The organism is Streptomyces sp. NPDC088097 (assembly GCF_044741845.1).
In the GTDB taxonomy this organism is placed as follows: Bacteria; Actinomycetota; Actinomycetes; order Streptomycetales; family Streptomycetaceae; genus Streptomyces.
On the sequence record NZ_JBIUTJ010000002.1, the window covers coordinates 237,774 to 262,219 of the forward strand.

A 24,446-nucleotide genomic window follows, 5' to 3' on the forward strand; every position below is an offset into this window, starting at 1 on the left:
CGGGGTCAGGGGAGGGGTTGTCGCTCGGACTCGGCCAGTACCAGGCGGGTCAGCTCCACGCGGGAGCGGATGCCCAGCTTTCCGTAGATGCGCCGGAGGTAGTAGTTGACGGTGTGCGGAGACAGCTGCACCTCGCGCGACACCTGCCGGTTCGTCAGGCCGTCCGCGACGCGCGAGGCGATCGTGCGCTCGGTCTCGCCCAGTCCCTCCCAGCCGGCGGCGGCGTCCGGAGCGGGTGCGGGCGTCTCGGGGGAGGTCACCAGGACGCACCGGCCCGGGTGCTCCCGGATCAGCCAGGAACGGGAGCCGGAGGAGGCCTCCACGCGCTGGTCGGCCTGGCCCCGCGCGTCGAGCAGGGCCCGCAGGTCCTCGGCCGCCGTCGCCGCGCCCCAGGCGTCGGTGTGTTCCGCGGCGGCCCTGCGCAGGCCCTCCGGATCGCACTCGAAGAGCGCCCGGGCGTGCAACGCGGCCGCCTGTAGCCCGGCGACGCCGGGATTGGCCGCCGCCAGCCGTTCCACCGTCCGCAGCGCCTCCTGCCCCGGCGCCGGATCCCCGGCCGCCCGGGACAACCGTACAAACCACGCCGCGGCCCCCGGCTCGGCGAAGTGCAGGGTGCCCAGCGAGGGAAGGGCCTGGTGGGTGCCGCGCAGCAGTTGCGCGGCGGCCGGGGATTCACCCCCGGCCGCCAGCCGGAGCAGGCCCAGCCACGCCACCGGGACGGCGGCCAGCGGGGTCAGGTGCGGCGCGAACCCCCGCAGCCGCTCCAGGTGTTCCTCGGCCGCGTCGGCGTCCGCGCGCCGCAGGGCCACCCGGGCCAGGGTGGCCGACGCCCACGCGGCCAGGGTGTGCAGGCCCTGGGGGTCCGCCGCGGCCAGCGCGGCGCGCGCCGCACCGTCCGCGTCGTCCAACTCCCCGCTCCGCAGGTGCGCTTCGGCCAGCGCGAGGTCGGCGGCCGGACGGAAGGTCGCCAGGTCCCCGGGGGAGGTCTCCCGCAGCAGACGGCCGATGAGGGCGCGGGCCGCCGGGACCTCGCCGACCGCGATCAGGCGCCGGGCGTGGGCGATCCGCGGGTAGGCCCGGGCCGCGGTGGTGTCCGGGGTGAGGGGCTGTTCGGCGGCCTCCGCACCACTGCGCAGGGCGCCGGCGGCGTCCCCCTCGGTCCACCGGATCCGGGCCAGGGCCGTCGAGGCGGCGCGCAGCGCCTCCTGGCTGCCGTCCTCGACCAGGTCGGGCGCCGGCCCGGCGGCCGGGTCGGTGTCGCCGCGCAGCACCTCGCTGCCCCCGACCCCGACCATCAGCAGGTCCAGCAGCACCCGCCGCAGCGCCGCCGCCTCGTGCTCGGGCATCGGCCGTCCGAGTGCGTTGCGGGCCAGCACGAGGGCGGAACCGGCGTAGCCGGAGGTCAGCAGCGTGTCCAGGGCGCCCGGGAGGCCCGCGCCGCCGCCTGCCGGGGCCGGCCGCTCCCGCCGGGCACCGGCCCCGCGCCCCAGCGCGACGAGGTCGTACGGCGGCAGTACCGGCCGGGCGGCCGCCCTCCGGGCCTCCTCCAGCAGGGCGGAGCGCACTCCGGTGGGGATCGCCTCGTACACGGCCCGCCACAGCAGCGGGTGTTCGAAGGTGACGCCGTCCTCCGCGAGCCGCAGCACCCCCGTGGCCAGCGTCTCCTCCAGCGCGGGCAGCAGCGCGGCGGTCGTGGTGTTCAGCATCGCCACGGCCTGCGAGAGCTGGAACGTGCGACCCAGCAGCGTGCCCACCCGCAAGAGCTGTACGGACTCGGGCGACATGTCCCGCATCAGGCCCGCGACCGCGGCCCGCACCCGGTCGGGGAGCCGGCCGGGAGTGAGCCGCACCAGGTCTCCGTCGGGACCGATGCGGCCCTCCTCGCGGAGCCCTTCGAGGAATTCGACGATCAGCCGCGGGTTGCCGTTCGCGCAGGCCATCACGTCCAGCAGGGCGGGTTGGGGCGCCACCCCGAGCCGCCCGCCGACGAGTTCGCGCACGGCGGCCTCGCCGAGCGGCTCCAGCTCCAGGCACGTGCGCGTCACACCCTGCTCGGTGCGGGCGTCACCCCAGGAGGGGAAACCGGTCCGGTCCGCGACCGCCGCGCCCGCGCTGAGGGCCAGCAGAACGGACACCGGCGGTGCGGACGCGGGCCGTTGTTCCCGTACCAGCGACAGCAGGGCTTCGGCCGCCCCGGCCCTCGCGTCGTCGATCACGAACAGGGGCCGCTCGGTGTCGAGGGCGGCCCGCAGCGCCCGGGGCGGCGCGGGGGCGTACAGGTCCGCGTCGCCCAGCTGATGGACGGCGAAGCCCCGGCTCCGGGCCCGGCCCGCGGTGTCGAGGAGGAGACGGCTCTTGCCGATGCCCGTCTGGCCCCCGACGACCAGGAGTTCGGGGCGCCCGTGGGCGGGCCCGTCCAGGAACCTCACGAGGCGGCGCCGCTCCTTCTCGCGCCCGTACAAGGCCGTCACCGAAACCATCGCCCGTCTCCCGTCCCTGGCAACCGCCCCTCGCCCGACCGGCGGTTTCCGTGTCCCGCACCACCATAACCATGCCGGGCGGGACACGGCCGATCAGGCCGTACGGCCGCTACATGTACGAAACATCCCGGCCACGAGCCCGCCCATGACCCGCTCCCCGTCCTCGGTCAGCACGGACTCGGGGTGGAACTGGACCGAGGCGAAGGCGGGGCCGCGCAGTGCGTGCACCTCGCCGGAGTCCGGGTCGACGCTGACGCGGACGGGCCCGAACTCCGGATGGTCGAACTCCTCCACCTCGCTGCGGGCGGCGTAGGTGTTGTAGAAGCCCGCGCGGACCACGGTGCCGAAGAGGTCGACGTCCTGCCGCACGCCCTGGTTGGGCACCTTCCGCCGGACCAGCGGCAGCCCCAGGCGGTCGGCGAGGACCTGGTGGCTGAGGCACACCGCGAGGAACGGCCGCTCCTCGCGGAGCAACCGGACGGCCACCTCCCGCAGGTGGCCGATCTTCGCGTCGCCGGCCGCCCGGGGATCGCCCGGCCCGGGCCCCATGACCACCAGGTCGTGGCCCGCCAACCCGTACGGCTCGTCATACCGACGTACCGTCACTACCAGTCCCAATGACGTCAGTTGATGTCCGATCATCGAGGTGAAGGTGTCCTCGGCGTCGATGACCAGCGCCGTGCGTCCGGCCAGGTCGGGGAGCGGTCGCAGCCGGTCGGCGGCCGGCCGCAGCCAGAAGTCCGCGAGACCGTCGTTGCGACGGCGCAGCTCCTCGCGCACGCGCGGATGGGCGGAGAACCGGGACGGCCCGCTCTCCAACGCGGAGAGGATCCCGGCCGCCTTCGCGCGGGTCTCGGCGACCTCCGAATCCGGGTCGGAATGGCGTACGAGGGTGGCGCCCACGCCGATCCTCACCCGCCCGCCACCGGTGATGTCCGCCGTACGGATCATGATGGCCGAATCCAGACGACTCCGGCCCGCCCCGTCCCGGCCGATCAGGGCGACGACCCCGCTGTAGTAACCGCGCCCGGTCCGCTCGTACCGCTGGAGGACCTTGGCGGCGCTCTCCAGCGGGCTGCCCGTGACGGTGGGCGCGAACATCGTCTCCCGCAGGATCTCCCGCGGGTCGCGGTCCGTGCGCCCCTCGATGTAGTACTCGGTGTGGGCGAGCCGCGCCATCTCCCGCAGGTGCGGGCCGGTGACCCGGCCGCCGGCCGGGCAGATGCGGGCCATCATCTTCAGTTCCTCGTCGACGACCATGTACAGCTCGTCGGTCTCCTTGCGGTCCGCGAGGAAGTCGAGGACGCCGGAGAGGGTGGGGCCGGAAGCGGGATAACGGTAGGTGCCGCTGATCGGGTTCATGACGGCGTCGCCGTCGGCGACGCTGATGTGGCGTTCCGGGCTCGCGCCGACGAAGGTGCGATCCCCGGCCCGGACGAGGTACGTCCAGTACGCGCCGGACTCGCGCTGCAGGAGGCGCCGGAAGAAGGACAGGGCGCTGCGGAAGTCGTAGTCGGTGACGTCCGCGGTGAAGGAACGCTGGATGACGAAGTTGGCGCCCTCGCCGCGCCCGATCTCGTCGGTTACCACCTGCCGCACCAGCTCCGCGTACTCCGCATCGGGCACGTCGAATCCGCCACCGGTCAGCGCCACCGGTTCGTCGGGCAGTCGGCGCAGCGCCTCGTGGAGCGGCAGCGCCTCCTGTTCGGTCACGGACAGCGCGATGAGAGGTTCGCCGTCGTCGGTGCAGGCGTAGCCCCGCTCGGTGATCTGCCGGTAGGGGACGAGGGCGAGGACGTCGTGGCGCGCGGTTCCGTCGGCCGTCCCGGAGGGCGGCAGCGGCAGGTCAGCGAGGGCGCCGACGTGCGCGAACGGACCGGAGAGGACCTCCAACCGCTCGCCCGACCAGTCCGGCCGGTGGATCAGCGCGTAGGCCTGACGGCGGCCCCGCAGTACGTGTTCCAGCAGGTCGGAGGTCACCGGGCGGCCCTTTCGGTACTGAGGGAGGACACGAGTTCGTCGGTGGTGGTGACCACCGCGCAGCGGGCCGCTGCGTAGTCGAGGGCCAGGCGGTGGGAGGCGGCGTCGAAATCCGCGACGGCGTCGGCGACGAGGAAGGGGCGGATGTCGTGGGTGAAGGCGTCCACGGCGGTCATCAGCACCCCGACGTGGGCGTAGACCCCGCACAGGATCAGCTGGTCACGGCCCGCTTCCCGCATCCGCGCCAGCAGGTCGGACGCGAAGAACGCGCTGTAGCGCCACTTGGTGAGCAACCAGTCCTGCGGGGCGGGGGCGAGCTCCGGTACGACCTCGCGGTCCTCGGGCGCCACGCGCATCCCCGGCCCCCAGAAGTCGGCGAGCAGGCCCCGCTCGCTCTCGGTCATGCCGCCCGGCTGGGCGGTGTAGGCCACGGGGATGCCGAGGTCCGCGCACCGGCGGCGCAGCAGGGCGGCGTTGCGGATCAGTTCGGTGCCCGGCGAGCCGCCGGACCGGAAGGGTTCCAGGAAGTAGCGCTGCATGTCGTGGACCAGCAGCACGGACCGGGCCGGATCCGGCTGCCAGTCGGCGGTGTTGGCGGGCAGATCGGCCGCGGTGGGCATGGGGTAGGGAGCGATGGCGGGAATTCCCGGCATGGTCGTCCTCGGTTTCCTTCTCTGGTGTGTCGAGGCGGCGGGGGCGGCGCGGCGTCAGGAGCGCCAGGCGGCGGCGACCGCCGCGGCCTGCGCCGGGTTCAGGCGCGGGTCGCACAGGCTCGTGTACTTCGTCTTGGCCACGGAGATGTCCTGCGAGCCCCACACGCACTCGGTCACCTCGTCCGGGGTGGTCTCCAGGTGCAGGCCCGCGGCCGTGCCTCCGGCCGCCGAGACCGCCTCCTGGAACTCCTCCACCTCGCGCACCACCGTGCCCACCAGCCGGGTCTTGAGCCCGTCGGGCCCGCTGACGGTGTTGCCGTGCATCGGGTCGCACAGCCACAGCACCGGATGCCCGGCGGCCCGTACCGCGCGCACCAGGGCGGGCAGCCGGGCGGCGGCCGTACCGGCGCCCATCCGGGCGATCAGGGTGAGCCGCCCGGGGCTGCGCCGGGGATCCAACCGTGCGCACAGGGCCAGCAGTTCGGCCGGAGTCATCCCCGGACCCACCTTGCACGCGACCGGGTTGGACACCAGGGACAACAGTGCCACGTGCGGCCCCTCGATCTGCCGGGTGCGCTCGCCGATCCACGGCCAGTGGGCGGAGCCGAGGAGCAGCGAGCCGTCGGACCGGCGCCGCAGCAGCGGCAGTTCGTAGTCGAGCAGCAGGGCTTCGTGGCTCGTCCACACGGGGGCCGAGATCCGGCGGCGGACCGCGGGCGGCCTGTCCCAGCCCAGCGCGCCCACGACCCGCCGGGCGGCCTGGTGGGCGTGCAGCAGCCGGGCGGGGTCCGGGCGCCGCAGCAGCGGGTCGGGCTCGGCCGAGTTGACGGCGGGCCCGCGGTACACCGGAAGCTCCCGCCCGTTCAACGTCTCGGTGGGCCGCGAGCGGGGCTTGCCGTACTGGCCGGCCAGCCGCCCCACCCGCAGCACGGGAAGGCCCGAGGCCATCGTCATGGTTCCCGCGAGGACCTCCAGCAGGGCCGCCTTGCGGGCCACGTCGTACGGATTGCTCTCGGCGAGGTCCTCGGCGCAGTCGCCCGCCTGCACCACCTGGATCCGGCCGGCGGCGGCTTCGGCGAGATGACCCGCGAGTTCACCGATGTCGGCCGCCGTGACCAGCGGGGCGGAATTCTCCAGTTCCCGCAGGACATGCGGAAGCTCCGGGTGGTCACTCCATTCCGGCTGCTGGAGGGCGGGCAGCGCGGCTATGGCTTCGCGTATCTCGTTCACCTGGAATTCCATTTCGATTCAGGGGATTCCTTGAGCGCCGCGGCCCGCACGGCGCGGGCGACGGCAGGGGTCACGCGCGGATCCAGGGAGTACGGCACCACCCGGTCCGCGGCGAGGTCGGGGGCGGCGAGCTCGGCGAGCGCGTCGGCGGCCGCGATCTTCATGGACTCCGTGATCCGACGGGCCCCCGCGTCCAGCGCGCCCAGGTAGACGCCCGGCGAGGCCAGCGTGTTGATGACCTGGTTCGGGCGGTCGGCGGCGCCCGTACCGGTCACCGCGGCGTAGCCCGCCACCAGATCCGGATCGACCTCGGGATCCGGGCTGGACAGCGCGAACACGACGGGGTCGGGAGCCATGGTCTCGATCAGCCGCGGCGCCACCCGGGAGCCGGAGACACCGATGAACACGTCGGCTCCGCGCAGCGCCGTCGCGGCCGTGCCGTGCAGGCGCCGGGGGTTGGTCCGCTCCGCGAGGGCGGCCTTGACCGGGTTCATGCCCGGCCGTCCGGGCACCAGGATGCCGCGCGAGTCGACCACGGTCACGTCCCGCACGCCCGCCGCGAGCAGGATGGAAGCGCAGGCCACACCCGCCGCTCCCGCTCCGTGCACCACCACGCGGCGGCTCTGCGGCGACTGCCCGAGCACGGCGCAAGCACCGCGCAGCGCCGCCAGGACCACGATGGCGGTGCCGTGCTGGTCGTCGTGCATGACCGGACAGTCCAACGCCTCCACCAGCCGGGCCTCGACCTCGAAGCACCGGGGTGCGGAGATGTCCTCCAGACTCACCGCGCCGAAGGAATGGCGCAGCCTGACGACGGTTTCCACGATCTCGTCGACATCGGTCGTGGACAGCACCAGCGGTACCGCGTCCAGCCCGGCGAACTTCTTGAGCGCGGCGGCCTTGCCCTCCATCACCGGCAGCGCCGCCCGCGGACCGAGGTCGCCCAGGCCCAGCACGGCGGTTCCGTCGGTGACCACGGCGACCAGTCGGCCCGCCCAGGTGTAGTGCGCCGCGAGTGCGGGATCGGCGGCGATGGCCCGGCTCACCCGGGCCACCCCGGGGGTGTAGGCGGCGGCGAGGGAACGCGGGTCGTCGAATGCGGTGGTGATCTCTATGCCGAGTTTTCCGCCTTCGTGTGCGGCGAATATCTCGGCGTCCGTAACCGGCTTTCCGGCCCTGGTGGTGATCATGGCGAGAAGGCTATCCACGGAATCCGAGAATGCGGACTACCCACTTGAGTAGTCCTGGTCCGGAGCCTCGAACTACCCGTTCACGCAGTGGTCACGGGGGCAAGGGCGAACACAGAATGGAGAAGCGGGAATGCGGCGACCCGGGAATTCGGCGCCCGTAAGTCCGCGACCCCGAATCAGCGACCCCGAATCAGCGACCCCGCGTCAGTGAACCCCAGTCAGCGACCCCGAAGGACGAGAGACCGCCATGGCGACCCTGATCATCAGCAACCAGCGCACCGAGGAGATGGTGGGCGACCTCGAACTCCTCGCCCCCGAATACCGCCGCTACGTGGGCAACCAGGCCCAGCGCATGGCCTGGCTCCTCGGCGAGGGCGACGTCCTGGTCCTCCCGGTCGCCGCCGACGAGGACTTCCTGCGCTACGTCACCGACCGGCTCGGCATCGACCGCTCCTCGGTACAGGTCCTCGTCCCCCCGCAGGGCCGCTTCGGCGAAGGTGTCCTCTCCCGCGACCGGCTCGGCGACGACGGCTTCGTCACCGAACTGCGCTCGGCCGTCGAGTCCCACCGGGTGGACCGGGTACTCCCGTTCCACTTCGACAGCACCGTCGCGGGCCTGACCCGCGCCCTCGGCCTCGACGCCGCCACACCCGGCTTCGGCTTCCTCGACCAGAGCGGCGGCCGCCTCCTCAACAGCAAGGCCACCTTCCGGGCCCTGGCCGGCGGCACCGGTTCGCCCGTACCGCGCGGCGGAGTCTTCGCCGGGCAGGAGGACGCCGCCGACTTCCTGTGGGAGCAGCTCCTCGGCCGCGGCCGGCCCGCCATCCTCAAACAGGACTTCCACGTGGCCGGATTCGGCAACGAGATCGTCAGCCCGGTCCCCGGCGTCGACCCGATCGGCGCCCAGCGCACCGTGGTCGCCGCCGACCGCGCCGAACTCGACAAGTACCTGACGGACCGCTGGCCCTGGCTGACGGACGGCGGTCGCCATACCGTCGTCATCGAGGACTACATCCCGCGGTCCGTACCGATCTACGCGGAACTGCGCGTCGAAGACGGCGGCGTCGAGTTCACCGGACACGGCGAGATGCGCATGAAGCCCGTGCTCAACGGCCTGATCGTGCCGGCCCCCTCGGCCGGACTCGACGCCTTCCCCGGCTTCCTCGCGACCGCCCGCCGGCTGTGCGAACCGCTGCACGCCATGGGCTACCGCGGCATCGTCAGCATCGACGCGATCGTCACCCCCGGCCAGGACATCCTCATCAACGAGTTCAACTGCCGCACCGGGGGCTCGACGCACATCCACCGCATCGGCGAACGCGTCGTCACGGGCGACTACTTCACCGACCGGGTCCTGGTGGAACTGCGCCGATGCACCTTCCCCGGATTCAACGCCACCGTGCGCGCACTGGACGCCGCCGGTCTGGGATACGACCCCGCCACCCGCACCGGAGTGCTCATCACGGTGGACGACGGCAGCCCGGACGGAGGCTTCGGCGAGTACTGCGTGGTCGGCGAGAGCCTGGAGCACGCCGAAGCACTCGAAGGACACGTCACCCGGCTGCTCGCCGGAATCGGCCCGAAGGGCTGAGGGCGGTGACCGCAGTCAGGAGCGGCTACCGGGCCCTGATGACCCGCGACCTGCTGATCTGGGCACTCGTCGCGCTGACCGGAAAAGCACCGGTGGCGATGGCCCCGCTCGCCCTGGTGTTCATGAGCCGCGAGGGCCCCGGCGGCTACACCCTCGGCGCGACCCTCGCCTCCGCCTACGTACTGGGAGAGGTGGTGGGCGCCCCCCTCCTCGGCACCCGTCTGGCCCGCCACCGCATGCGCCCCCAACTGGCCGCGGGCCTGTTGGTCGCCGCGGCCGCCTTCGCCGCGATCCCCCTCACCCGGGGCGCCCCCGTACCCGTGCCCATCGCCCTCGCGTTCCTCGCGGGCGCGGCCCCGGCCGCCTGCCCGGGCGGCGTACGCACGCTCCTGACCCGCTTGGTCGACGAAGCCGCCGTACCGCGGGCCCTGAGCGCGGAGGCCACCCTCACCCAGATCACCTGGGCCGCCGCCCCCGCGCTCGTCGTCGTCCTGGCGCTCCAGGCCTTCGCCGGAGCCCCGTTGGTCCTCGGCGCCGTCCTCGCCGCCGCCTCCGCGGCCCTGCTCGTCCTGCTGCCCGAGCCGGAGCCGCTCACCGCCGCCGCCGCGGCGAAACGGACCGGCCGGGAACCCGCCATGACACGGGTCCTGCTGTCCGGCTGGCCCGTCTACCTGACCAGCGCCGCCGCCATGGCCATGCTCGCCACCGCCGAACTGGTCCTGCCCGCACTGCTGGAGGACCGTTCCCTGTCCGTGGGCTGGTCGGGGCCACTGCTCGCCGGGTTCGCCCTGGCGAGCGCCGCGGGCGCCTTCTGCTACGGACTGCGCACCTGGCCCGGATCGGTCCGCGTCCAGAGCCTCGTCCTGCTCGCCGCCACGGCGGGCTGCGTGGCCCTCGTCACGGTCCTGCCGGGACTGCCCGGCGTGGCGATCGCCCTCGCGGCGGCGGGCGTCTTCCAGTCGGGAGTCATGGTCTCGCGCAGCCTGAGCCTGCGCGAGCGCCTACCCGAACACGCCCACGCCGCCGGGTACTCGATGATGTACGCCGTCCAGGGCGCCGGCTACAGCCTCACGGCGTCCCTCTCCGCGGTCGCCCTGGAAGTCGCCGACCCGACGACTGCCATCCTCGGCGGGGTCGTCATCGCCCTGGTCATCACCGCGGTGAGCGCCCTCGCCGAACGAACCCCCCTCCCCACCCGCGAACCCGTCCCCGCCCTCGGCGACCCCCGCCCCTGACATGTGGACCGCCCGGGTCCGGCTTCGCGCTGCCGCACCCGGCAGCGCGAAGCCGACACGTCCCGCCGCGCCGTAGCCGACGCCGCGCGCCCATCAGGGATTACGGGACAGCCCTTAGCGGAACGCGGCCACGTTGCGGGCGGCCCAGTCGGCGAACGGGCGCGGGGGCCGGCCCAGGATCCGCTGTACGTCCGGGCTGACGCGCACTTCGGCCGGGGTCGGGGAGCCGAGGATGTCCAGGGTGTCCTCAGCGAGTTCCGCCGGCATGCTCCGGGCCATGGCCGCCTTGGCTTCGGCGCGGGTGAGGTCGTGGAACCGCACGGGCGCGCCCAGTGTGGCGGCGATGGCTTCCGCCTGCCGGCGCGGCGTGATCGTCTCCGGGCCGGTCAATTCGTACACGCCGCCGGTGTGTTGCCGATCCAACAGACAGGCCGCCGCGACCTCGGCGATGTCCGCCGGGTCGATGATCGGCACCCCGACGTCGCCGAAGGGCGCGGCGACGACCCGCCGCGCGCGGACGGACTCGGCCCACCACAAGGCGTTGGAGGCGAAGCCGCCCGGCCGCAGGATGGTCCACTCCATGCCGGATCCGCGCAGTACGTCCTCCACCGCGCGCATCGCGATCCGCGTCGGGCCGTAGGGCCTGGTCGCCACGCCCAGCGAGGTGAGCAGGACGACCTGACGAACCTCGCTGTCCGCCGCTTGGGCGATCAGGTCGGCCGGGGCGGCTCCGGCGGCGTGCATGTCGCCTGACAGCAGCAGGAACAGCGCCTTCGCCCCGGCCAGTACGGGCCGAAGACCGCCGGGCCCGGTCAGGTCGGCGGCCACGTGCCGGACACCGTCCGGCACGGGCGCCGCGTGCCGCGACACCGCCGTCACCTCCCGGCCCGCCCCGGCCAGTGCCCGCGTCAACGGCCGGCCCACGTTCCCGGTGGCCCCTGTCACCACGATCATGATCAGCTCCTCGTCCTCGCTCGATGTGCTCTGTGGCCTCGACGCTAGGAGCAGGGCTTACTTTTGGTAAGGCCATACCCCGAGGTAAGCTCCTCCCATGACGGAAGGCGTGCAGCTCACACAGGCCGGGGCGGGACAGGGGTATGAGGTGTTTCACACCGACTGCGCCGCGCGCGACGTGGTCGACCATGTGACCAGCAGGTGGGGCGTCTGGGTGTTGATCGCCCTGCGGAACAACAACCTCAGGTTCTTCGAACTGCGCGAAAGCATCCGGGGCATCAGCGAGAAGATGCTCTCCCAGACCCTGCGCGCGCTCGTACAGGACGGCCTGGTCTGGCGCGAGGTCGAACCGACTACCCCGCCCCAAGTCACCTACGGACTGACCGAGTTCGGCCGGGACATCGGCGAACCGCTGACGGAGCTGTTCGACCGCATCACCCGCCGGCTGCCGCCCCGCGACGCCGGATAGCGCGGGGACGGCCGCCGCGCACGCGCGACACCGACGGCTCGGACCCGGAGGTCCGGGGAACCGGCCGGGTGGGCCGAGGTGAGTCCGCGTGCGGATCCGCGTCTTACGCGGTGGGGTATCCGTAGACCGCCGAGGCGCCCAACTCCTCCTCGATGCGGATGAGTTGGTTGTACTTGGCCGTGCGGTCCGAACGGGACAGGGATCCGGTCTTGATCTGCCCACAGCCGGTGGCGACGGCCAGATCCGCGATGGTCGTGTCCTCCGTCTCGCCGGAGCGGTGGGAGATGACCGACGCCCATCCGGCCCGCCGCGCGACGTCCACCGTCCTGAGGGCCTCGGTCAGCGTCCCGATCTGGTTGACCTTGATCAGGACCGCGTTGCCCACCCCCGTGCGAATGCCTTCCCGTACCAGTGCTTCGTTGGTGCAGAACACGTCGTCCCCGGTCAACTGGCACCTGTCCCCGACCCGTGCCGTCAGCTCGCGCCACCCGTCGAGGTCGTCCTCGGCCATCGGGTCCTCGACCGAGACGATCGGGTACGCGTCGATCAACTTGGCGAAGTAGTCGACCTGTTCGGCGGAGGTGCGCCGGACGCCCTCTCCCGCGTACGTGTACACACCGTCCCGGTAGAACTCCGACGCCGCCGGGTCCATGACGAGGCCGATGTCCGCGCCGGGTCGGTATCCGGCCCGTTCGACGGCGGCCATGACGAAGTCGAGCGCCTCCTCGGCCGTACGCAGCGCGGGCGCGAAGCCGCCCTCGTCGCCGACGCCCGTGGAGTGACCGGCGGCGAGCAGGTCGCGGCGGAGCGTGTGGAAGACCTCGGAGCCCATCCGGACGGCCTCCGCGAAGGACGCCGCGCCGACCGGCGCGATCATGAACTCCTGGAAGTCCAGCGGATTGTCGGCGTGGGCACCGCCGTTGACGATGTTCATCATCGGCACCGGAAGGACGTGGGCGTCGGCTCCGCCGAGGTAGCGGTACAGCGGCCGGCGGTGCGAGAGGGCGGCGGCCTTCGCGGTGGCGAGGGAGACCCCGAGCAGGGCGTTGGCACCGAGCCGTGCCTTGGTGGGCGTGCCGTCGAGCGTGACGAGCGCGGCGTCGAGGCCGGCCTGGTCATCGGCGTCACGCCCGATGACGGCGTTCGCGATCTCGCCCTTCACATGGGCCACGGCGCGGTCGACACCCTTGCCGTGCCAACGCCGGGGGTCGCCGTCGCGCAGCTCCACCGCTTCGCGGGCGCCGGTGGAGGCGCCGGAGGGAACGGCGGCGCGGCCCTGGGATCCGTCGGCGAGGACGACGTCGACCTCGACGGTGGGGTTGCCGCGGCTGTCGAGAACGGCGCGGGCGGTGACACCGCGGATGGCGGACGGCTCGACTGTGTGTGCGGGCATGGGAGTTCCTTCCCGTTGTCGCAAGCCGGGCCTCGACTGCGACGACGCTGACGCTCGGCCCGACGAGACGAAACTCTACAGCAAGGCTGTGCAGTACTGCTGTTCAGTGTGGCTGTTCAGTGCTGCTGCACAACGGCGTTTCCGGGGTAAAGTGCCCTATGCCCACCCCCGAAGCCGCCACCGTCGCCGCCGATCTGCGTACCGCGATGGGCAAGCTCTCCCGGCGCGTGAAGCTGGAGGACCGGATCCCGCACGGGCAGGTCGCGGTGCTCGGCGTCCTGGACCGCGACGGCGCCATGACCACCAGCGATCTCGCGACCGACCAGCGCGTGCGCCCCCAGTCGATGGCCCGCGCGGTCGGCCTCCTCCTCGATCAGGGTCTGCTCACCCGCAGCGCCCATCCCACGGACGGCCGCAAGTCCCTGCTCGACCTCTCGGAAGCCGGTCGGGCCGCGCTGGAAGCGGAGCGCGGCCGTAGGGCGGGATGGCTGGCCATGGCCATCGAGGCCGAACTCACCAAGGAAGAACGGGAGTTGCTGGCGCGGAGCGCGGCCCTGATGGACCGACTGGCCGCACGCCAGGGCCTGTCCGGGCGCGCGTGAGCGCAGCGGGACGTCCGCGTCGGCGACACCGCTCGTCGAGGGAACGCGCCGCAGGGGCCGGTCGTCGTCCCCGATGACGACCGGCCCCTGCGGCAGCTCTATGACGGCTCTGTGACGGCCAAAGAGACGGCCTGGACGCCTACTTGGGCATCAGGACGGTGTCGACGATGTAGACGGTGGCGTTCGCGGTCGGGACGTTGCCGCAGACCACGTTGGACGTGCCGTTGACCTTGTAGGCCTCGCCCGATCCGGCCGTGGTGATCTTGCCCTTCTTCAGGGTGTCGAAGGAGCCGCTCTCCAGCTGCTTCGGGGTGAGCTTCTCACCGACGACGTGGTAGGTGAGGATCTTGGTGAGCATGGCCTTGTCGGCGAGGACCTTGTCGAGGTCGGCCTTCGGGATCTTCGCGAACGCCTCGTTGGTGGGCGCGAAGACGGTGATGTCCTTGGCGTTGTTCAGGGTGTCCACGAGACCGGCCTGCTTGACGGCGGTGACCAGGGTGGACAGTGCCGGGTTGTTCGAGGCGGCCGTGGCCACCGGGTCCTTGGCCATGCCGTCGAAGGACCCCGCACCCTCGGCCGGAACGCCCGCACAGGCCGGACCGAACGGCTTGTCCATCGCCATCGCCATCGAGGGCTCGGCGGAGGCCGCCGCGGACTCCTCGGCCTTCCCGTTGTCCGCACTCGCCCCCGCGTCGGCGCCCTTGCCGCTGTCGGAGCAGGCGGCGAGGGCGAAGGGGAGGACGGCGGCGGCGACGACGGCGACGGCGGTGCGGCGGAAGCGGAGGGCGTGCATCGAAGGCTCCATGAGGGCGGTCGGGACTACAGGACGGGGTCGCGGGCTCCTCGTCCCGATGGCTGCGCGGGGTGGCGAGGTGCCCACATCACGCCATTCGGAGCGGTCCGGCCCGCGGATGGGGGTCTCACCCGATCCGGTGACGACCGGTGCCTTCGGGGTGTCCGGTCGACGGGGGGACGGGGGGACGGGGCAACGGGGAGACGGCGCGACGGCGCGGTGGTGCGCAGGGGGGTGGGCGCCGGTGTGGCTCTCGACAGTCCGTCGGCGACCATCGTTCCGCTTCCGACGGAACTCAGGTACGGGGAGTCCTGCTTGACCTCGGTGCCGAAGTTCGAGCCGGTCTGCTCGACGCGGGAGAGGTCGTACCCGAGGCAGCGCAGGTAGGGGACGATGCCGGAGCTGTCACCGAACAGGCGGGTCAGAAAACGCCGGTTGGTCATGAGCGTGATCACGCGGTGCACACCGTACCGGAAGCCGTAGAGCGGGTAGACGGTGCCGGGGACGATGGCGCGGGACAGCAGTCGGGGGACCGTGGTGACCACCAGGAGCCCCAGGGGAATCGCGCCGAAGAAGAGGACCAGCGAAGCCGTCAGGGCCTCGACGTAGAAGGTCCAGGCCGTCAGCGCGGTCGGGCCCGGTTCCAGTACCGCGGCCAACTGGGGCGCCTCGGCCAGGAGGAGACCCACACCGCCGAGTGACAGCGGCAGGGTGACGAGGAGGACGGCCAGTACCTGCAGGATGCCGTGCGCGGCCCGACGCGTACCGCCGCAGCGGGCCGGGTCGACCACCGGGTAGGCCGTGTCGGCGCGCAGCGCGGGCGATCCGTGCCAGTGTTCACCGGCCGGCACCGCCTGCCCCCTGTGGAGGGCGGAAGCGTGGGCGAGCCGGGCACCGTCGCCCAGCGCGGTCCCGATGTCGAGGACGGCGGCCTCGCCGACGACCGCGTCCCGGCCCACGGAGACCGGTCCGGTCTGGATCAGGCCGGCGTGGGCCCGGTAGCAGGTGAGGTAGGCGTCCTTCCGGATCACCGCGCGGTCACCGACGACGAGCAGGTCGGTGCAGACCGGTACGTTCCGAGAGAAGACGGCGGCGCCGCGGCCGATCCTGGCTCCCAGCACCCTCAAGTAGAGGACGTAGAGCGGCGATCCGACGAACAGCACGGGCGGGGCGGACCGGACGAGCGTCTTGACGATCCAGAAGCGGAAGTATCCCAGGCTCCAGATCCGGATCTGGCAGGGCCGCCACCTGCCGATGAGCACCCACTTCGCGAGAACCGGAACGGCGCACAGGCCCAGGAGGGCGGCTCCGCCGAAGAGCACCGACCGCAGGTAGACGTCCGTGGGACCCGACCCGGCGGATATCCACTCGTAGCCGCCGACACCCGCGAGCGCGACGAGGTAGGAGTAGCCGAGGAAGGCCAGCAGTTGGAGCGCACCGCAGAGCAGGTAGTGCGGGGCCCCCCGGTCGGGCTCCGGCATCGGCCGTGCGGGGGAGGTCGGGCGCGCGGGTTCGGGGACGGCGAGGGCCTCGGCCAGGCTCGCGATCGTCGGATGCCGGTAGACGTCCTTCATCGATACCGGCGGCAGGCCTTCGGCCTTCCGGACCCGTGCGCAGAACCGGGCCATCACCAGGGAGTCGGCGCCCAGTTCGTCGAAGAAATGACGGTCGACGGACACCCGGTCGAGGTGGGTGACGTCCCCGAGGATGCGGGCGAGGGCACCTTCCACACCGTCGGCATCACGGCGCGGCACGGATGTCCGCGGGTCGGCTTCTGCGGCTCTTCTCATCACGGCGGGCTCCCTGGAGGGTCCGTTCGGACGCCATGACCCTCATTCGGTGCCGGGACGGGAAAGGATGGGCAAACTGCGGATAAGCCCTTTTCTGTCTAAAGTCCGGATGATTTCCGCAAAGCTCTGATCCCGCGCTTTTCGTTTGTTTCTCCACCCATCAACCGGTCGGGCGGCAACGAATGAAGGGTCGAGGGGGACGAGCGGGCCCTGTGACGGGGCAGGGCCCGCCTCCACGAGGAGGAACACATGGCCACCCATCACGTCCGCCGCTGCGCCGTACTCGCGGCAGCCGCGTTCGCACTCCCCATAGCCCTGGGCGTGGCAGCCCCGGCGTTCGCCGAGTCCCAGCACTCCGATCCCTTCGGCCCGGCCTGCGCGTCGGTGCCCAAGGAGGGTTCCGGCAGCCTCGCGGGCATGGCGAAGGACCCCGTGGCGACTGCCGCGTCCAACAACCCGGCACTGTCGACGCTGGTCACGGCCGTCAAGAAGGCCGGTCTGGTCGACACCCTGAACAACGCGAAGGGCATCACCGTGTTCGCGCCGACCAACGCCGCGTTCGCGAAGATCCCGAAGGCCGACCTGGACAAGATCCTGGCCGACAAGGCCGAGCTGACCAAGATCCTCACCTACCACGTGGTGGGCGAGAAGATCACGCCCAAGCAGCTCACCGCGGGTACGTTCAAGACCCTCGAAGGCGGCTCCCTGACCACGGCCGGATCCGGAGGCACCTTCACCGTCAACGGCGAGGCGAAGATCGTCTGCGGCGACGTCCAGACCGCCAACGCCACCGTCAACATCATCGACACCGTCCTCAACCCGATGTGATCCCGCCGTTCCGGTCCCCTTCCACGAGGTCGCGCGCCCCGGGCGTGTGGCTTCGTGGAAGGGGACCGGAACGCGTCCGGGGACCGATCAGACGGTGGAGGGCGACCGCGGCATCGGCGGGCAGCATGCGGGGCCACCAGGTGGCGGGCCCGAGGTCGGTGACGAGCGCGGGGACGAGGAAGAGGCGGACGAGGAGTGCGTCCAGGAGGACTCCGACGGCGACGATCACGCCGATGTGGAAGAGGTAGACGAGGGGCATGACGGTCAGGGCGGCGAACGTCGCGGCGAGCACGATCCCCGCCGAGCTGATCACGCCGCCGGTCGAGGTGAGCCCCCGTCGCACACCGATGTGCGTTCCGTGCAGCAGGGCCTCCTCACGGACCCGGTGCATCAGGAAGATGTTGTAGTCCACGCCGAGGGCCACCAGGAAGACGAAGGCGTAGAGCACGATCGTCGGCTCGGTGTCGGCGGCCCCCTGTGTGAAGCGCAGCAGGGCCGCGCACGTGCCGAGCGCCGCCAGGAAGGTCAGCACGACGATGACGACGAGCAATACGGGCAGCAGCAGGCAGCGCAGCAGGACCACCAGGACGAGGAGGACGGTGACGAGGACCGCCGGCATGATGACGCTGCGGTCGTGCGCGGAGGAGGCCTGCATGTCGTATGCCTGGGCGGCCTGACCCCCGACCCGAGCGTGCGCCCCGGGGATCGTGCGCACGGCGGCGCGCAGATCGCCGACGGTCCTCTGAGCGGCCTCGCCGTCCGCCACGTGGGTCAGGGTGACGGCGATCCACGCCCGTCCGGCACGTGTCACCGGACGGCCGTCCGGCTGTGACAACACCTCGGTGCCGGCCACGCCGGGCGTCCCGGCGGCAGCCGCACGGACCTCGTCCAGGCGCGCCGCGGCGGTCAGGACGACGGCGGGGTTGCCCAGCCCGGCGGGAAAGCGCCGCTCCAGCGCGGCCTGGCCCGCGACGGACGGCGCGGTGGCCGGGAGCGCCCGGTCCAGGGGCACGCCCCGGGTGGTCAGCAGCGGTGACAGGGCCACACCGGCGATGATCACGGTCAGCGCGCCCGCCCAGATCCGGCGGGGCCTGCGGGCGACGGCGTACGCGATCCGGTGCCACAGCAGCGGCCCGCGACCGGGTCCCGAAGTGCCGCGCCGGGGCCAGAAGGCAGCGGGCCCCAGGAGCACCAGTACGGCGGGCAGGAACGTGAGCGCGCACAGGAGGGCGGCGGCCATGGCGATCGCGCCCGCCGGGCCGAGGGCGCGATGGGCGGGAAGATCGCTGAGCAGCAGGGTGAGCAGCCCCAGCGCGACCGTGGCCGCGCTCGCGGCGAGGGGGCCCACCGACCGGCGCCAGGCGACGCGCACGGCCTCGGACACGGTCGGGTCCCGGTCGAGTTCCTCGCGGTAGCGGGCCGTGAGCAGGAGTCCGTAGTCGGTCGTGGCCCCGATGACCAGGACGAACAGGATCCCCTGCACCTGACCGTCGATCAGCAGGATCCGCGAGCAAGCGAGTCCGTAGAGGCAGGCGCAGGCCACGGCGAGCGCGAGCAGGGCGGTGGTGATCACCAGCAGGGGGAGCAACGGGCTGCGGTAGACCCACACCAGGATCAGCAGGACCGCGACCAGGGCGACGAGGAGCAGCCGGCCGTCGACCCCTTCGAAGACACCGTCGAGGTCGGACCGTACGGCTGCCGGACCCGCGAGTTCGACCTCCGTCCGGGGCACCGCGGCTGCCGCGCCGCGAACGGCGCGCAGCGCGCGTCCGAGGGGGATTCCCGGACCGGAGCGGATCTGGACCACGCCGGCCACGGCGGTCCCGTCCTGCGAGACGGAGATCCGGCCCGGCACTCCGGTGGTGTACCCGCGCCCGTCGAGGGAGGACAGGGCCGCTGCCGCACGAGCCTGGAGGTCCGAACCGTCCCGGCCGCCGGGCCCCGGCCGGGTCGCGGTCCACACCACCACCAGCGGCAGTGAGGAACCTCGCGGGGAGGAGGGCTCCAGGGCCTCCAGCGCCTGCGCGACCTCGGTGGACTCCGCCCCGCGCGGCAGGAGGGCGGACTGTTCCAGCCCGGCCACCGTGCCGAGGCCGGAGACGAGAGGAGCGGACACGCAGCCGGCGAGGAGCCAGGCGGCCACCACGAGCAGCGGCCCGAGCAGAGCGGACCGCCGGAACAGACCGAGCATGTGCCCTCCGGGCGTGCGGCCGTGGCGGCCTGGGGGTGCGGGAACGGGCAGCGGTGGGCCGGTCCGCCGGACGGCCCACCGGGTACCGGGTGGTGTCAGCTCTGGTTCAGGGGCAGGGCGAGGTCGGTGACCTGGCGGTCCTTGGGGAAGGCGCCCATGTCGCGGGCGGCTCCGGTGAGGAGGTTGATCCCGTACAGGCGGAAGGCGCCGCCGGTGTTCAGCGCGGCGAAGCCCTGGTTGGTGCCCTGCTTGGGCGAGAAGTAGATGTCGAAGCCCGCCTCGGGGCCCGCGTTGACGCCGAGGTTCCCGGTGGGCGCGAGCATGCCGGCGTTGGCCGGGGACTGCAGGGAGACCCGGTCGGCCGTCGTGTCGATGTCGAACAGCGAGGTCGCGGTGGCCGCGTCGAGGTCGTTGTTCGTGTACGCGGCGCCGGTGACGCCCATGGCCGTTGACGGGGGCGTGGTGGGGTTGGTGAGCATGCCGTCGACGGTGGTGCCGAGCGGGGCCGCCTTGTCGTCGATGTTGTGGCGCAGGTTCTGCCCCGTGTTGCTGATCACGCGCAGCCGGTTGGCGGCGGGGTTGAAGTCCACGCCGTACCGGGCTCCGGACAGGGCGACGGTGAGCTGGGAGACCTTGACGGCCTTGGCGTTGTTCGTGTTGAGGGTGTAGACGCCGCCCTTGTCGCCGACGCCGTAGAGCTTCTCGTTCTGCACGCGGAAGTCGATGCCCACGATCTTGGTGTCTCCGCGCAGGCCGGACAGCTTGCCGATCGACGTCGTCTTCCCGGACCGGTCGACGGTGAACTCCACCAGTCGCTGGTCGGAGGTGAGCCCGATGGCGGTGAGCGACGTGCGCTCCATACCGCCCGTGCCGCCCATGCCCTGCGGGTCCCTGCCGTCGGCCGAGGCGAGGACGGGCGCGGACAGGGCGGCGGCCACGGCGACCGAGAGGGCGATGGTGGTCTTGCGCGTACGCATGGTGCTCCCCAACTGGTGTGTCGTCCCGCTCGGGATGGGAGCGGGATCCGTACGGGGTTCGCAGCGCACGGGCACCCGGACGGGCCGAGCCCGCCAAGACCACCCCGACGGCGGCATAGTCCGTTTGTCGGGCCGGGCGGGGTCCGGCGGGGGCGCCCCGCGCGGGAGCCGCGCCGCCGGGGAGACGTAAGGATCGTGCTGCGTGTCACGAGAAGGGTCCGAGCCGTGGATGCGCGATGTTCAACGCAGCACGCGTACCCGACAAGCCGGAAATGCTCGGAGGTGTCCTGAATGGATGCAAGCGGTGGCGAGCCCGAACGGCCGGACAGCGCCACGGAGGGGTCGTCGGCCGCGCCGGAGCCCGCCCCGACCCCACGGGTGCCGGTCGCCGAGCGCGTACGGGGTGCGGTGGACCGGGCGCGGGCGGCGGGTCCACCACCCGGCCCGGCGCGTCCCGGGTTCTGGCGCAGCCCGTTGCGGGGACCGTGGCTCACCGGGGTGTTCGGTCTGGTCCTGCTGGTCGGGGTCATCGTGCTGTTCGTGACGGGACTGCTGTCCTACGCGGCCTACAACCCGGACCTCGCCGCGCGCAACGACCAGACGCCCGACAAGGGGTGGCTGGGCTTCTACCTGTTCACCTGGCCCACCTCGCCGTACTGGCTGTACCGGCTGACCCAGGGCGTGCACACCGTCCTCGGCGTGGTCCTCGTGCCCGTGCTCCTGGCCAAGCTGTGGTCGGTGATCCCGAAGCTGTTCGAGTGGCCGCCGATCCGCTCCGTCGGCCACGCCCTCGAACGGCTCTCGCTGCTCCTGCTGGTCGGGGGCGCCGGCTTCACCTTCGTGACCGGCCTCCTGAACATCCAGCTGAACTACATCTTCCCCGGATCCTTCTACGTCCTGCACTTCTACGGGGCCTGGGTGTTCATCGCCGCCTTCGTCGTGCACGTCGCCTTCCGCCTGCCCCGGGCGGTGCGGGCGGTCCGGGCGGGCCGGAACTTCCGGCCCGCACCCGAGTCGGAGGAGGCCGCCGGACTGGTATCGCCCCGGCCGGCGCCCGCGACGATCTCGCGCCGGGGCGCGGTCGCCATGGTGGGCGCCGGTTCGCTGGCCCTGCTGGCGGTGACGGCCGGCCAGAGCATCGGCGGCTGGTGGCGCAAGACCGCCCTGCTGGCCCCCCACGGCCGTGAACCGGGCACGGGCCCGAACGGGTTCCAGATCAACAAGACCGCCGCCTCCAGCGGGATCCGGGCCAGTGACATCGGTCCCGACTGGCGCCTGACGGTGCGCGGGGCAGGACGTCAGGCGGTGCTGACGCGCCAGATGCTGCTGGCGATGCCGCAGCGGGAGGCGGCGCTGCCGATCGCGTGCGTGGAGGGCTGGTCCACCCCCGACCAGCAGTGGGCCGGGGTCCGCCTGACCGACCTCGCCGCCCTCGTCGGACTCGGCACCGACACCCCGCAGGTGTTGGTGGAGTCGGTCCAGCGCGGCGGCTCCTTCTCCTCGGTGGTGCTGGCCGCCAACCAGGCACGTGACGACCGCTCGCTCCTCGCGGTCCGGGTGAACGGGGCCGACCTGTCCCCGGACCACGGCTACCCGGCCCGCGTGATCATCCCGGCGGCCCCGGGCGTCCACAACACCAAGTGGGTCACCCGCCTCACCTTCGGAGAACCGGCATGAGCGCCCGCACCAGAGCCGCGACCGCCTTCCGTCGGCGCTACGGCGCCTCCCCGCTCCACCTCCTGCTCACCCTGGCCTGCTTCGCCCTCGCCCTCTACGCGGGCATCCGCCTCCTCAAGGGCGACACGGTCGGGGTGGCGATCTGGTTCGTCGGCGCCGCCCTCCTCCACGACCTGGTCCTGCTTCCCGCCTACTCGCTCACCGACCGCGCCGCCCAACTCCTCGTCCGGGGCCGGACCCCGCAGGGCGAGGGCATGCCCCGGCCGAGCGTGAACCACCTCCGCGTCCCGGCCTTCGTCTCCGGTGTCCTGTTCCTCGTCTGGTGGCCGCTGATCCTGCAGCGGGGCGGCCACTACACCGCCTACACCACCCTGTCCGCCGACGGCTTCCTCGCCCGCTGGCTCCTCATCACGGCCGCCCTGTTCATCGCCTCGGCGATCGTCCTGCTCGTACGGACCTGGCTGCGCCTGCGACCGGAGCGCGCAAGGGCCCGGGCGCAGCAGGCGCAGGCACGCGGGGCCACGAAGTGACGGCAGTTGCCCGGAGCGCCGGACGACCGGACTCGCACGAGGGAGCGTCCAGGTGAGCGAGCGGCCCATCGGCGACTACGCGATGCTCTCGGACTGCCGGTCGGCGGCGCTGGTCGGTTCCGACGGGTCGGTGGACTGGCTGTGCCTCCCGCGGTTCGACGGCCCGGCCGTCTTCTCCCGGCTGCTGGACCAGGACGCCGGGCACTGGTCGATCCGCCCCGTCGGGACCGCCGAGGTGAGGCGCCGCTACCTGCCGCAGACCCTCGCCCTGGAAACGACCTTCCGCACGCCCACCGGGACGGCGGTGCTGCTCGACGCGCTGGCCCTCGGGAAACGCGAACGCGGCCACGCCATGGGGCAGTCCTCGCCCGGCACCCTGCTCCGGCAGGTCACCTGCACGAGCGGACGCCTGGCCATCGAGGTCGAGTACGCCCCGCGCCCCGAGTTCGGGCTCATCCAGCCCGTCCTGACACGGGTCCGCCGCGGTCTCGTGGCGCGCGGGGGCGCCCACGCCCTGATGCTGTCGACGGACGCCCCCCTGTGGGTCACGGGGTCCACGGCCCGGAGCGAGATCGCCCTCCGGGCCGGCGACCGCCTCGACTTCGCACTGAGCGCCGAGTCGGCCTGGGGCCCCGACCCCACACCTTGGTCCGGCCGCCGCGTCCGCCGCCGGCTGGCCGACACCGAAGCGGGCTGGCGCTCCTGGTCCACGCTCCACTCCGCCTACACGGGCCCCTGGGAGGAGCAGGTCCGCCACAGCGGACGGGTGCTGCGTGCCCTGACCTACGCACCGACCGGGGCGATCGTCGCGGCGGCGACGACCTCGCTGCCGGAGACCGTCGGCGGAAGCCGCAACTGGGACTACCGCTACACGTGGGTCCGTGACGCCAGCCTCACCCTCCAGGCCCTGGCCACCTCGGCCTGCAAGCAGGAGAAGGCCGACTTCTTCGGCTTCCTCGCCCAGGCCGCCGCCACCCAGTTGGACCGCGGCGTCGACCTCCAGGTCATGTACGGCATCGGCGGGGAGCGCGACCTGAGCGAGCGCACCCTGACGCACCTGTCGGGCTGGCGGGGCAGCAGCCCGGTGCGCGTCGGCAACGACGCCTGGCGCCAGCGCCAGCTCGACGTCTACGGGGAGTTGCTCGACGCGGCGCACCAGACGCTGCCCCACGACGTGCCGCTCGACCCGCCGGTCCGGACCTTCCTGCGACAGTGCGCCGAGGCCGCCGCCCGGCGCTGGGCGGACCCCGATCAGGGCATCTGGGAGGGCCGCGGCCCCGCCCGTCACTTCCTGCACTCCAAACTCATGTGCTGGGTCGCTCTGGACCGTGCCATCGACCTCGCTCCCGCCCTCGGCGCCCAGGACCGGGTCGCCGACTGGGAGCGCGTTCGCCAACAGATCCGCGACGCCATCGAGGAGCAGGGCTACAACGAGCGGCGGGGCGCGTTCACCCAGGCCTTCGGCAGCCGCCGGCTCGACGCCTCCGCGCTGATGCTGCCCCTCACCGGCTTCCTGCCCGGCGACGACCCGCGCGTGCGCTCCACCGTCGAGGCGATCGCCCGCGAGCTGACCGACCCCCGGGGCCTGGTGCGCCGCTACATGACGGACGACATCGGCACCGACGAGGGCACGTTCCTGCTGTGCACCTTCTGGCTCGCCCAGGCCCTCGCCCTCACCGGCCGGAGTGCGCGCGCCCGCCAGGTCTTCGAGAACGCCCTCACCCACGCCAACGACGTCGGCCTGCTCCCCGAGGAAGTCGAAACCCGAACCGGCGAAGCCCTCGGCAACTTCCCCCAGGCCTTCAGCCACATCGGCCTCATCAACGCCGCCCGTGCCATCCACGCGGCGGAGGGCGGTGCGCCGGCGTCCTGAGCGGTTCGCC

General features: G+C 72.7%; 19 protein-coding genes. 8 read left to right on the forward strand and 11 right to left on the reverse strand.

Annotation, left to right across the window (positions count from 1 at the left end; genetic code table 11):
* Positions 1-5: 5 nt before the first annotated feature.
* The 5 genes from ACIOD1_RS07145 to ACIOD1_RS07165 all read right to left on the reverse strand — a co-directional run bounded on the left by ACIOD1_RS07145 (position 6) and on the right by ACIOD1_RS07165 (position 7,533).
* Positions 6-2,480 carry a LuxR C-terminal-related transcriptional regulator gene (locus tag ACIOD1_RS07145; protein ID WP_401900765.1) on the reverse strand — a complete coding sequence of 825 codons (2,475 nt, stop codon included), beginning with the start codon at positions 2,478-2,480 and terminating at the stop codon, positions 6-8.
* A gap of 93 nt (positions 2,481-2,573) precedes the next feature.
* Complete coding sequence (locus ACIOD1_RS07150; RefSeq protein WP_401900767.1) at positions 2,574-4,460, reverse strand: anthranilate synthase family protein; 1,887 nt, start codon at positions 4,458-4,460, stop codon at positions 2,574-2,576.
* On the reverse strand, positions 4,457-5,113 hold the full coding sequence (locus ACIOD1_RS07155; RefSeq protein ID WP_365619437.1) for an isochorismatase family protein: 657 nt from the start codon (positions 5,111-5,113) through the stop codon (positions 4,457-4,459). Before ACIOD1_RS07155 ends, ACIOD1_RS07150 begins: the two co-directional genes overlap by 4 nt.
* A 54-nt stretch (positions 5,114-5,167) precedes the next feature.
* Entirely contained in the window at positions 5,168-6,343 is a 1,176-nt protein-coding gene (locus ACIOD1_RS07160; protein WP_401900769.1) for a 3-deoxy-7-phosphoheptulonate synthase, read from the reverse strand.
* A complete protein-coding gene (locus ACIOD1_RS07165) occupies positions 6,340-7,533 on the reverse strand; it encodes a malic enzyme-like NAD(P)-binding protein (RefSeq protein ID WP_365619431.1) in 1,194 nt (397 codons plus the stop codon). The genes ACIOD1_RS07160 and ACIOD1_RS07165 overlap by 4 nt, the downstream gene beginning before the upstream one ends.
* A 247-nt stretch (positions 7,534-7,780) precedes the next feature.
* Between ACIOD1_RS07165 and ACIOD1_RS07170 the strand changes: the two genes are divergently transcribed.
* Complete coding sequence (locus ACIOD1_RS07170; protein ID WP_365619428.1) at positions 7,781-9,124, forward strand: peptide ligase PGM1-related protein; 1,344 nt, start codon at positions 7,781-7,783, stop codon at positions 9,122-9,124.
* 5 nt (positions 9,125-9,129) lie between these two features.
* Complete coding sequence (locus tag ACIOD1_RS07175) at positions 9,130-10,359, forward strand: MFS transporter (RefSeq protein WP_401900773.1); 1,230 nt, start codon at positions 9,130-9,132, stop codon at positions 10,357-10,359.
* A 114-nt stretch (positions 10,360-10,473) separates the two neighbouring features.
* Here the strand turns inward: ACIOD1_RS07175 and ACIOD1_RS07180 are convergent, their stop codons facing one another.
* A complete protein-coding gene (locus ACIOD1_RS07180; RefSeq protein WP_401900775.1) occupies positions 10,474-11,313 on the reverse strand; it encodes an SDR family oxidoreductase in 840 nt (279 codons plus the stop codon).
* Positions 11,314-11,410: 97 nt separating this feature from the next.
* Here ACIOD1_RS07180 and ACIOD1_RS07185 point away from each other — a divergent pair, with 97 nt between their 5' ends.
* A complete protein-coding gene (locus ACIOD1_RS07185; protein ID WP_365619420.1) occupies positions 11,411-11,782 on the forward strand; it encodes a helix-turn-helix domain-containing protein in 372 nt (123 codons plus the stop codon).
* Positions 11,783-11,885: 103 nt separating this feature from the next.
* Here ACIOD1_RS07185 and eno read toward each other — a convergent pair whose 3' ends face one another.
* Positions 11,886-13,175: a phosphopyruvate hydratase gene (eno, locus tag ACIOD1_RS07190; protein WP_401900777.1), complete on the reverse strand. Its 1,290-nt coding sequence runs from the start codon at positions 13,173-13,175 to the stop codon at positions 11,886-11,888.
* A gap of 158 nt (positions 13,176-13,333) precedes the next feature.
* On the opposite strand from eno, the gene ACIOD1_RS07195 reads away from it, so the two are divergent.
* On the forward strand, positions 13,334-13,777 hold the full coding sequence (locus tag ACIOD1_RS07195; RefSeq protein WP_365619414.1) for a MarR family transcriptional regulator: 444 nt from the start codon (positions 13,334-13,336) through the stop codon (positions 13,775-13,777).
* A gap of 139 nt (positions 13,778-13,916) precedes the next feature.
* On the opposite strand, the gene ACIOD1_RS07200 is transcribed toward ACIOD1_RS07195, so the two are convergent.
* Together ACIOD1_RS07200 and ACIOD1_RS07205 are read right to left on the reverse strand one after the other, a co-directional pair.
* Positions 13,917-14,570, reverse strand: a complete 654-nt coding sequence (locus ACIOD1_RS07200) for a fasciclin domain-containing protein (protein WP_401900779.1) — start codon at positions 14,568-14,570, stop codon at positions 13,917-13,919.
* A 26-nt stretch (positions 14,571-14,596) separates the two neighbouring features.
* Entirely contained in the window at positions 14,597-16,300 is a 1,704-nt protein-coding gene (locus tag ACIOD1_RS07205; RefSeq protein WP_401900782.1) for a phosphopantetheine-binding protein, read from the reverse strand.
* Between the two features lie 309 nt (positions 16,301-16,609).
* Between ACIOD1_RS07205 and ACIOD1_RS07210 the strand changes: the two genes are divergently transcribed.
* Entirely contained in the window at positions 16,610-17,188 is a 579-nt protein-coding gene (locus tag ACIOD1_RS07210; protein WP_401900784.1) for a fasciclin domain-containing protein, read from the forward strand.
* On the opposite strand, the gene ACIOD1_RS07215 is transcribed toward ACIOD1_RS07210, so the two are convergent.
* Complete coding sequence (locus tag ACIOD1_RS07215; protein ID WP_401900786.1) at positions 17,175-19,379, reverse strand: MMPL family transporter; 2,205 nt, start codon at positions 19,377-19,379, stop codon at positions 17,175-17,177. The two genes, ACIOD1_RS07210 and ACIOD1_RS07215, sit on opposite strands and share 14 nt — an antisense overlap.
* Positions 19,380-19,474: 95 nt before the next feature.
* Positions 19,475-20,356 (reverse strand): DUF4394 domain-containing protein, encoded by an 882-nt coding sequence (locus ACIOD1_RS07220; protein ID WP_401900788.1) that lies wholly within the window; start codon positions 20,354-20,356, stop codon positions 19,475-19,477.
* A 378-nt stretch (positions 20,357-20,734) separates the two neighbouring features.
* On the opposite strand from ACIOD1_RS07220, the gene ACIOD1_RS07225 reads away from it, so the two are divergent.
* From ACIOD1_RS07225 to ACIOD1_RS07235, 3 genes are read left to right on the forward strand one after another with little or no spacing between them, the layout of a single operon-like run.
* Positions 20,735-22,033 carry a molybdopterin-dependent oxidoreductase gene (locus ACIOD1_RS07225; protein WP_401901384.1) on the forward strand — a complete coding sequence of 433 codons (1,299 nt, stop codon included), beginning with the start codon at positions 20,735-20,737 and terminating at the stop codon, positions 22,031-22,033.
* Complete coding sequence (locus tag ACIOD1_RS07230) at positions 22,030-22,563, forward strand: hypothetical protein (protein ID WP_401900789.1); 534 nt, start codon at positions 22,030-22,032, stop codon at positions 22,561-22,563. Before ACIOD1_RS07225 ends, ACIOD1_RS07230 begins: the two co-directional genes overlap by 4 nt.
* Before the next feature lie 52 nt (positions 22,564-22,615).
* Positions 22,616-24,436 carry a glycoside hydrolase family 15 protein gene (locus ACIOD1_RS07235; RefSeq protein ID WP_401900791.1) on the forward strand — a complete coding sequence of 607 codons (1,821 nt, stop codon included), beginning with the start codon at positions 22,616-22,618 and terminating at the stop codon, positions 24,434-24,436.
* Positions 24,437-24,446: the final 10 nt, after the last annotated feature.

What these genes read in the sequence shown, in the direction of transcription:
- ACIOD1_RS07165 (WP_365619431.1), bottom strand. Translation starts at nt 7,533, where the DNA reads ATGATCACCACCAGGGCCGGAAAGCCGGTTACGGACGCCGAGATATTC.
- ACIOD1_RS07145 (WP_401900765.1), bottom strand. Translation starts at nt 2,480, where the DNA reads ATGGTTTCGGTGACGGCCTTGTACGGGCGCGAGAAGGAGCGGCGCCGC.
- ACIOD1_RS07230 (WP_401900789.1), top strand. Translation starts at nt 22,030, where the DNA reads ATGAGCGCCCGCACCAGAGCCGCGACCGCCTTCCGTCGGCGCTACGGC.
- ACIOD1_RS07170 (WP_365619428.1), top strand. Translation starts at nt 7,781, where the DNA reads ATGGCGACCCTGATCATCAGCAACCAGCGCACCGAGGAGATGGTGGGC.
- ACIOD1_RS07220 (WP_401900788.1), bottom strand. Translation starts at nt 20,356, where the DNA reads ATGCGTACGCGCAAGACCACCATCGCCCTCTCGGTCGCCGTGGCCGCC.
- ACIOD1_RS07155 (WP_365619437.1), bottom strand. Translation starts at nt 5,113, where the DNA reads ATGCCGGGAATTCCCGCCATCGCTCCCTACCCCATGCCCACCGCGGCC.
- ACIOD1_RS07215 (WP_401900786.1), bottom strand. Translation starts at nt 19,379, where the DNA reads ATGCTCGGTCTGTTCCGGCGGTCCGCTCTGCTCGGGCCGCTGCTCGTG.
- ACIOD1_RS07200 (WP_401900779.1), bottom strand. Translation starts at nt 14,570, where the DNA reads ATGCACGCCCTCCGCTTCCGCCGCACCGCCGTCGCCGTCGTCGCCGCC.
- ACIOD1_RS07180 (WP_401900775.1), bottom strand. Translation starts at nt 11,313, where the DNA reads ATGATCGTGGTGACAGGGGCCACCGGGAACGTGGGCCGGCCGTTGACG.
- ACIOD1_RS07210 (WP_401900784.1), top strand. Translation starts at nt 16,610, where the DNA reads ATGGCCACCCATCACGTCCGCCGCTGCGCCGTACTCGCGGCAGCCGCG.
- ACIOD1_RS07195 (WP_365619414.1), top strand. Translation starts at nt 13,334, where the DNA reads ATGCCCACCCCCGAAGCCGCCACCGTCGCCGCCGATCTGCGTACCGCG.
- eno (WP_401900777.1), bottom strand. Translation starts at nt 13,175, where the DNA reads ATGCCCGCACACACAGTCGAGCCGTCCGCCATCCGCGGTGTCACCGCC.
- ACIOD1_RS07185 (WP_365619420.1), top strand. Translation starts at nt 11,411, where the DNA reads ATGACGGAAGGCGTGCAGCTCACACAGGCCGGGGCGGGACAGGGGTAT.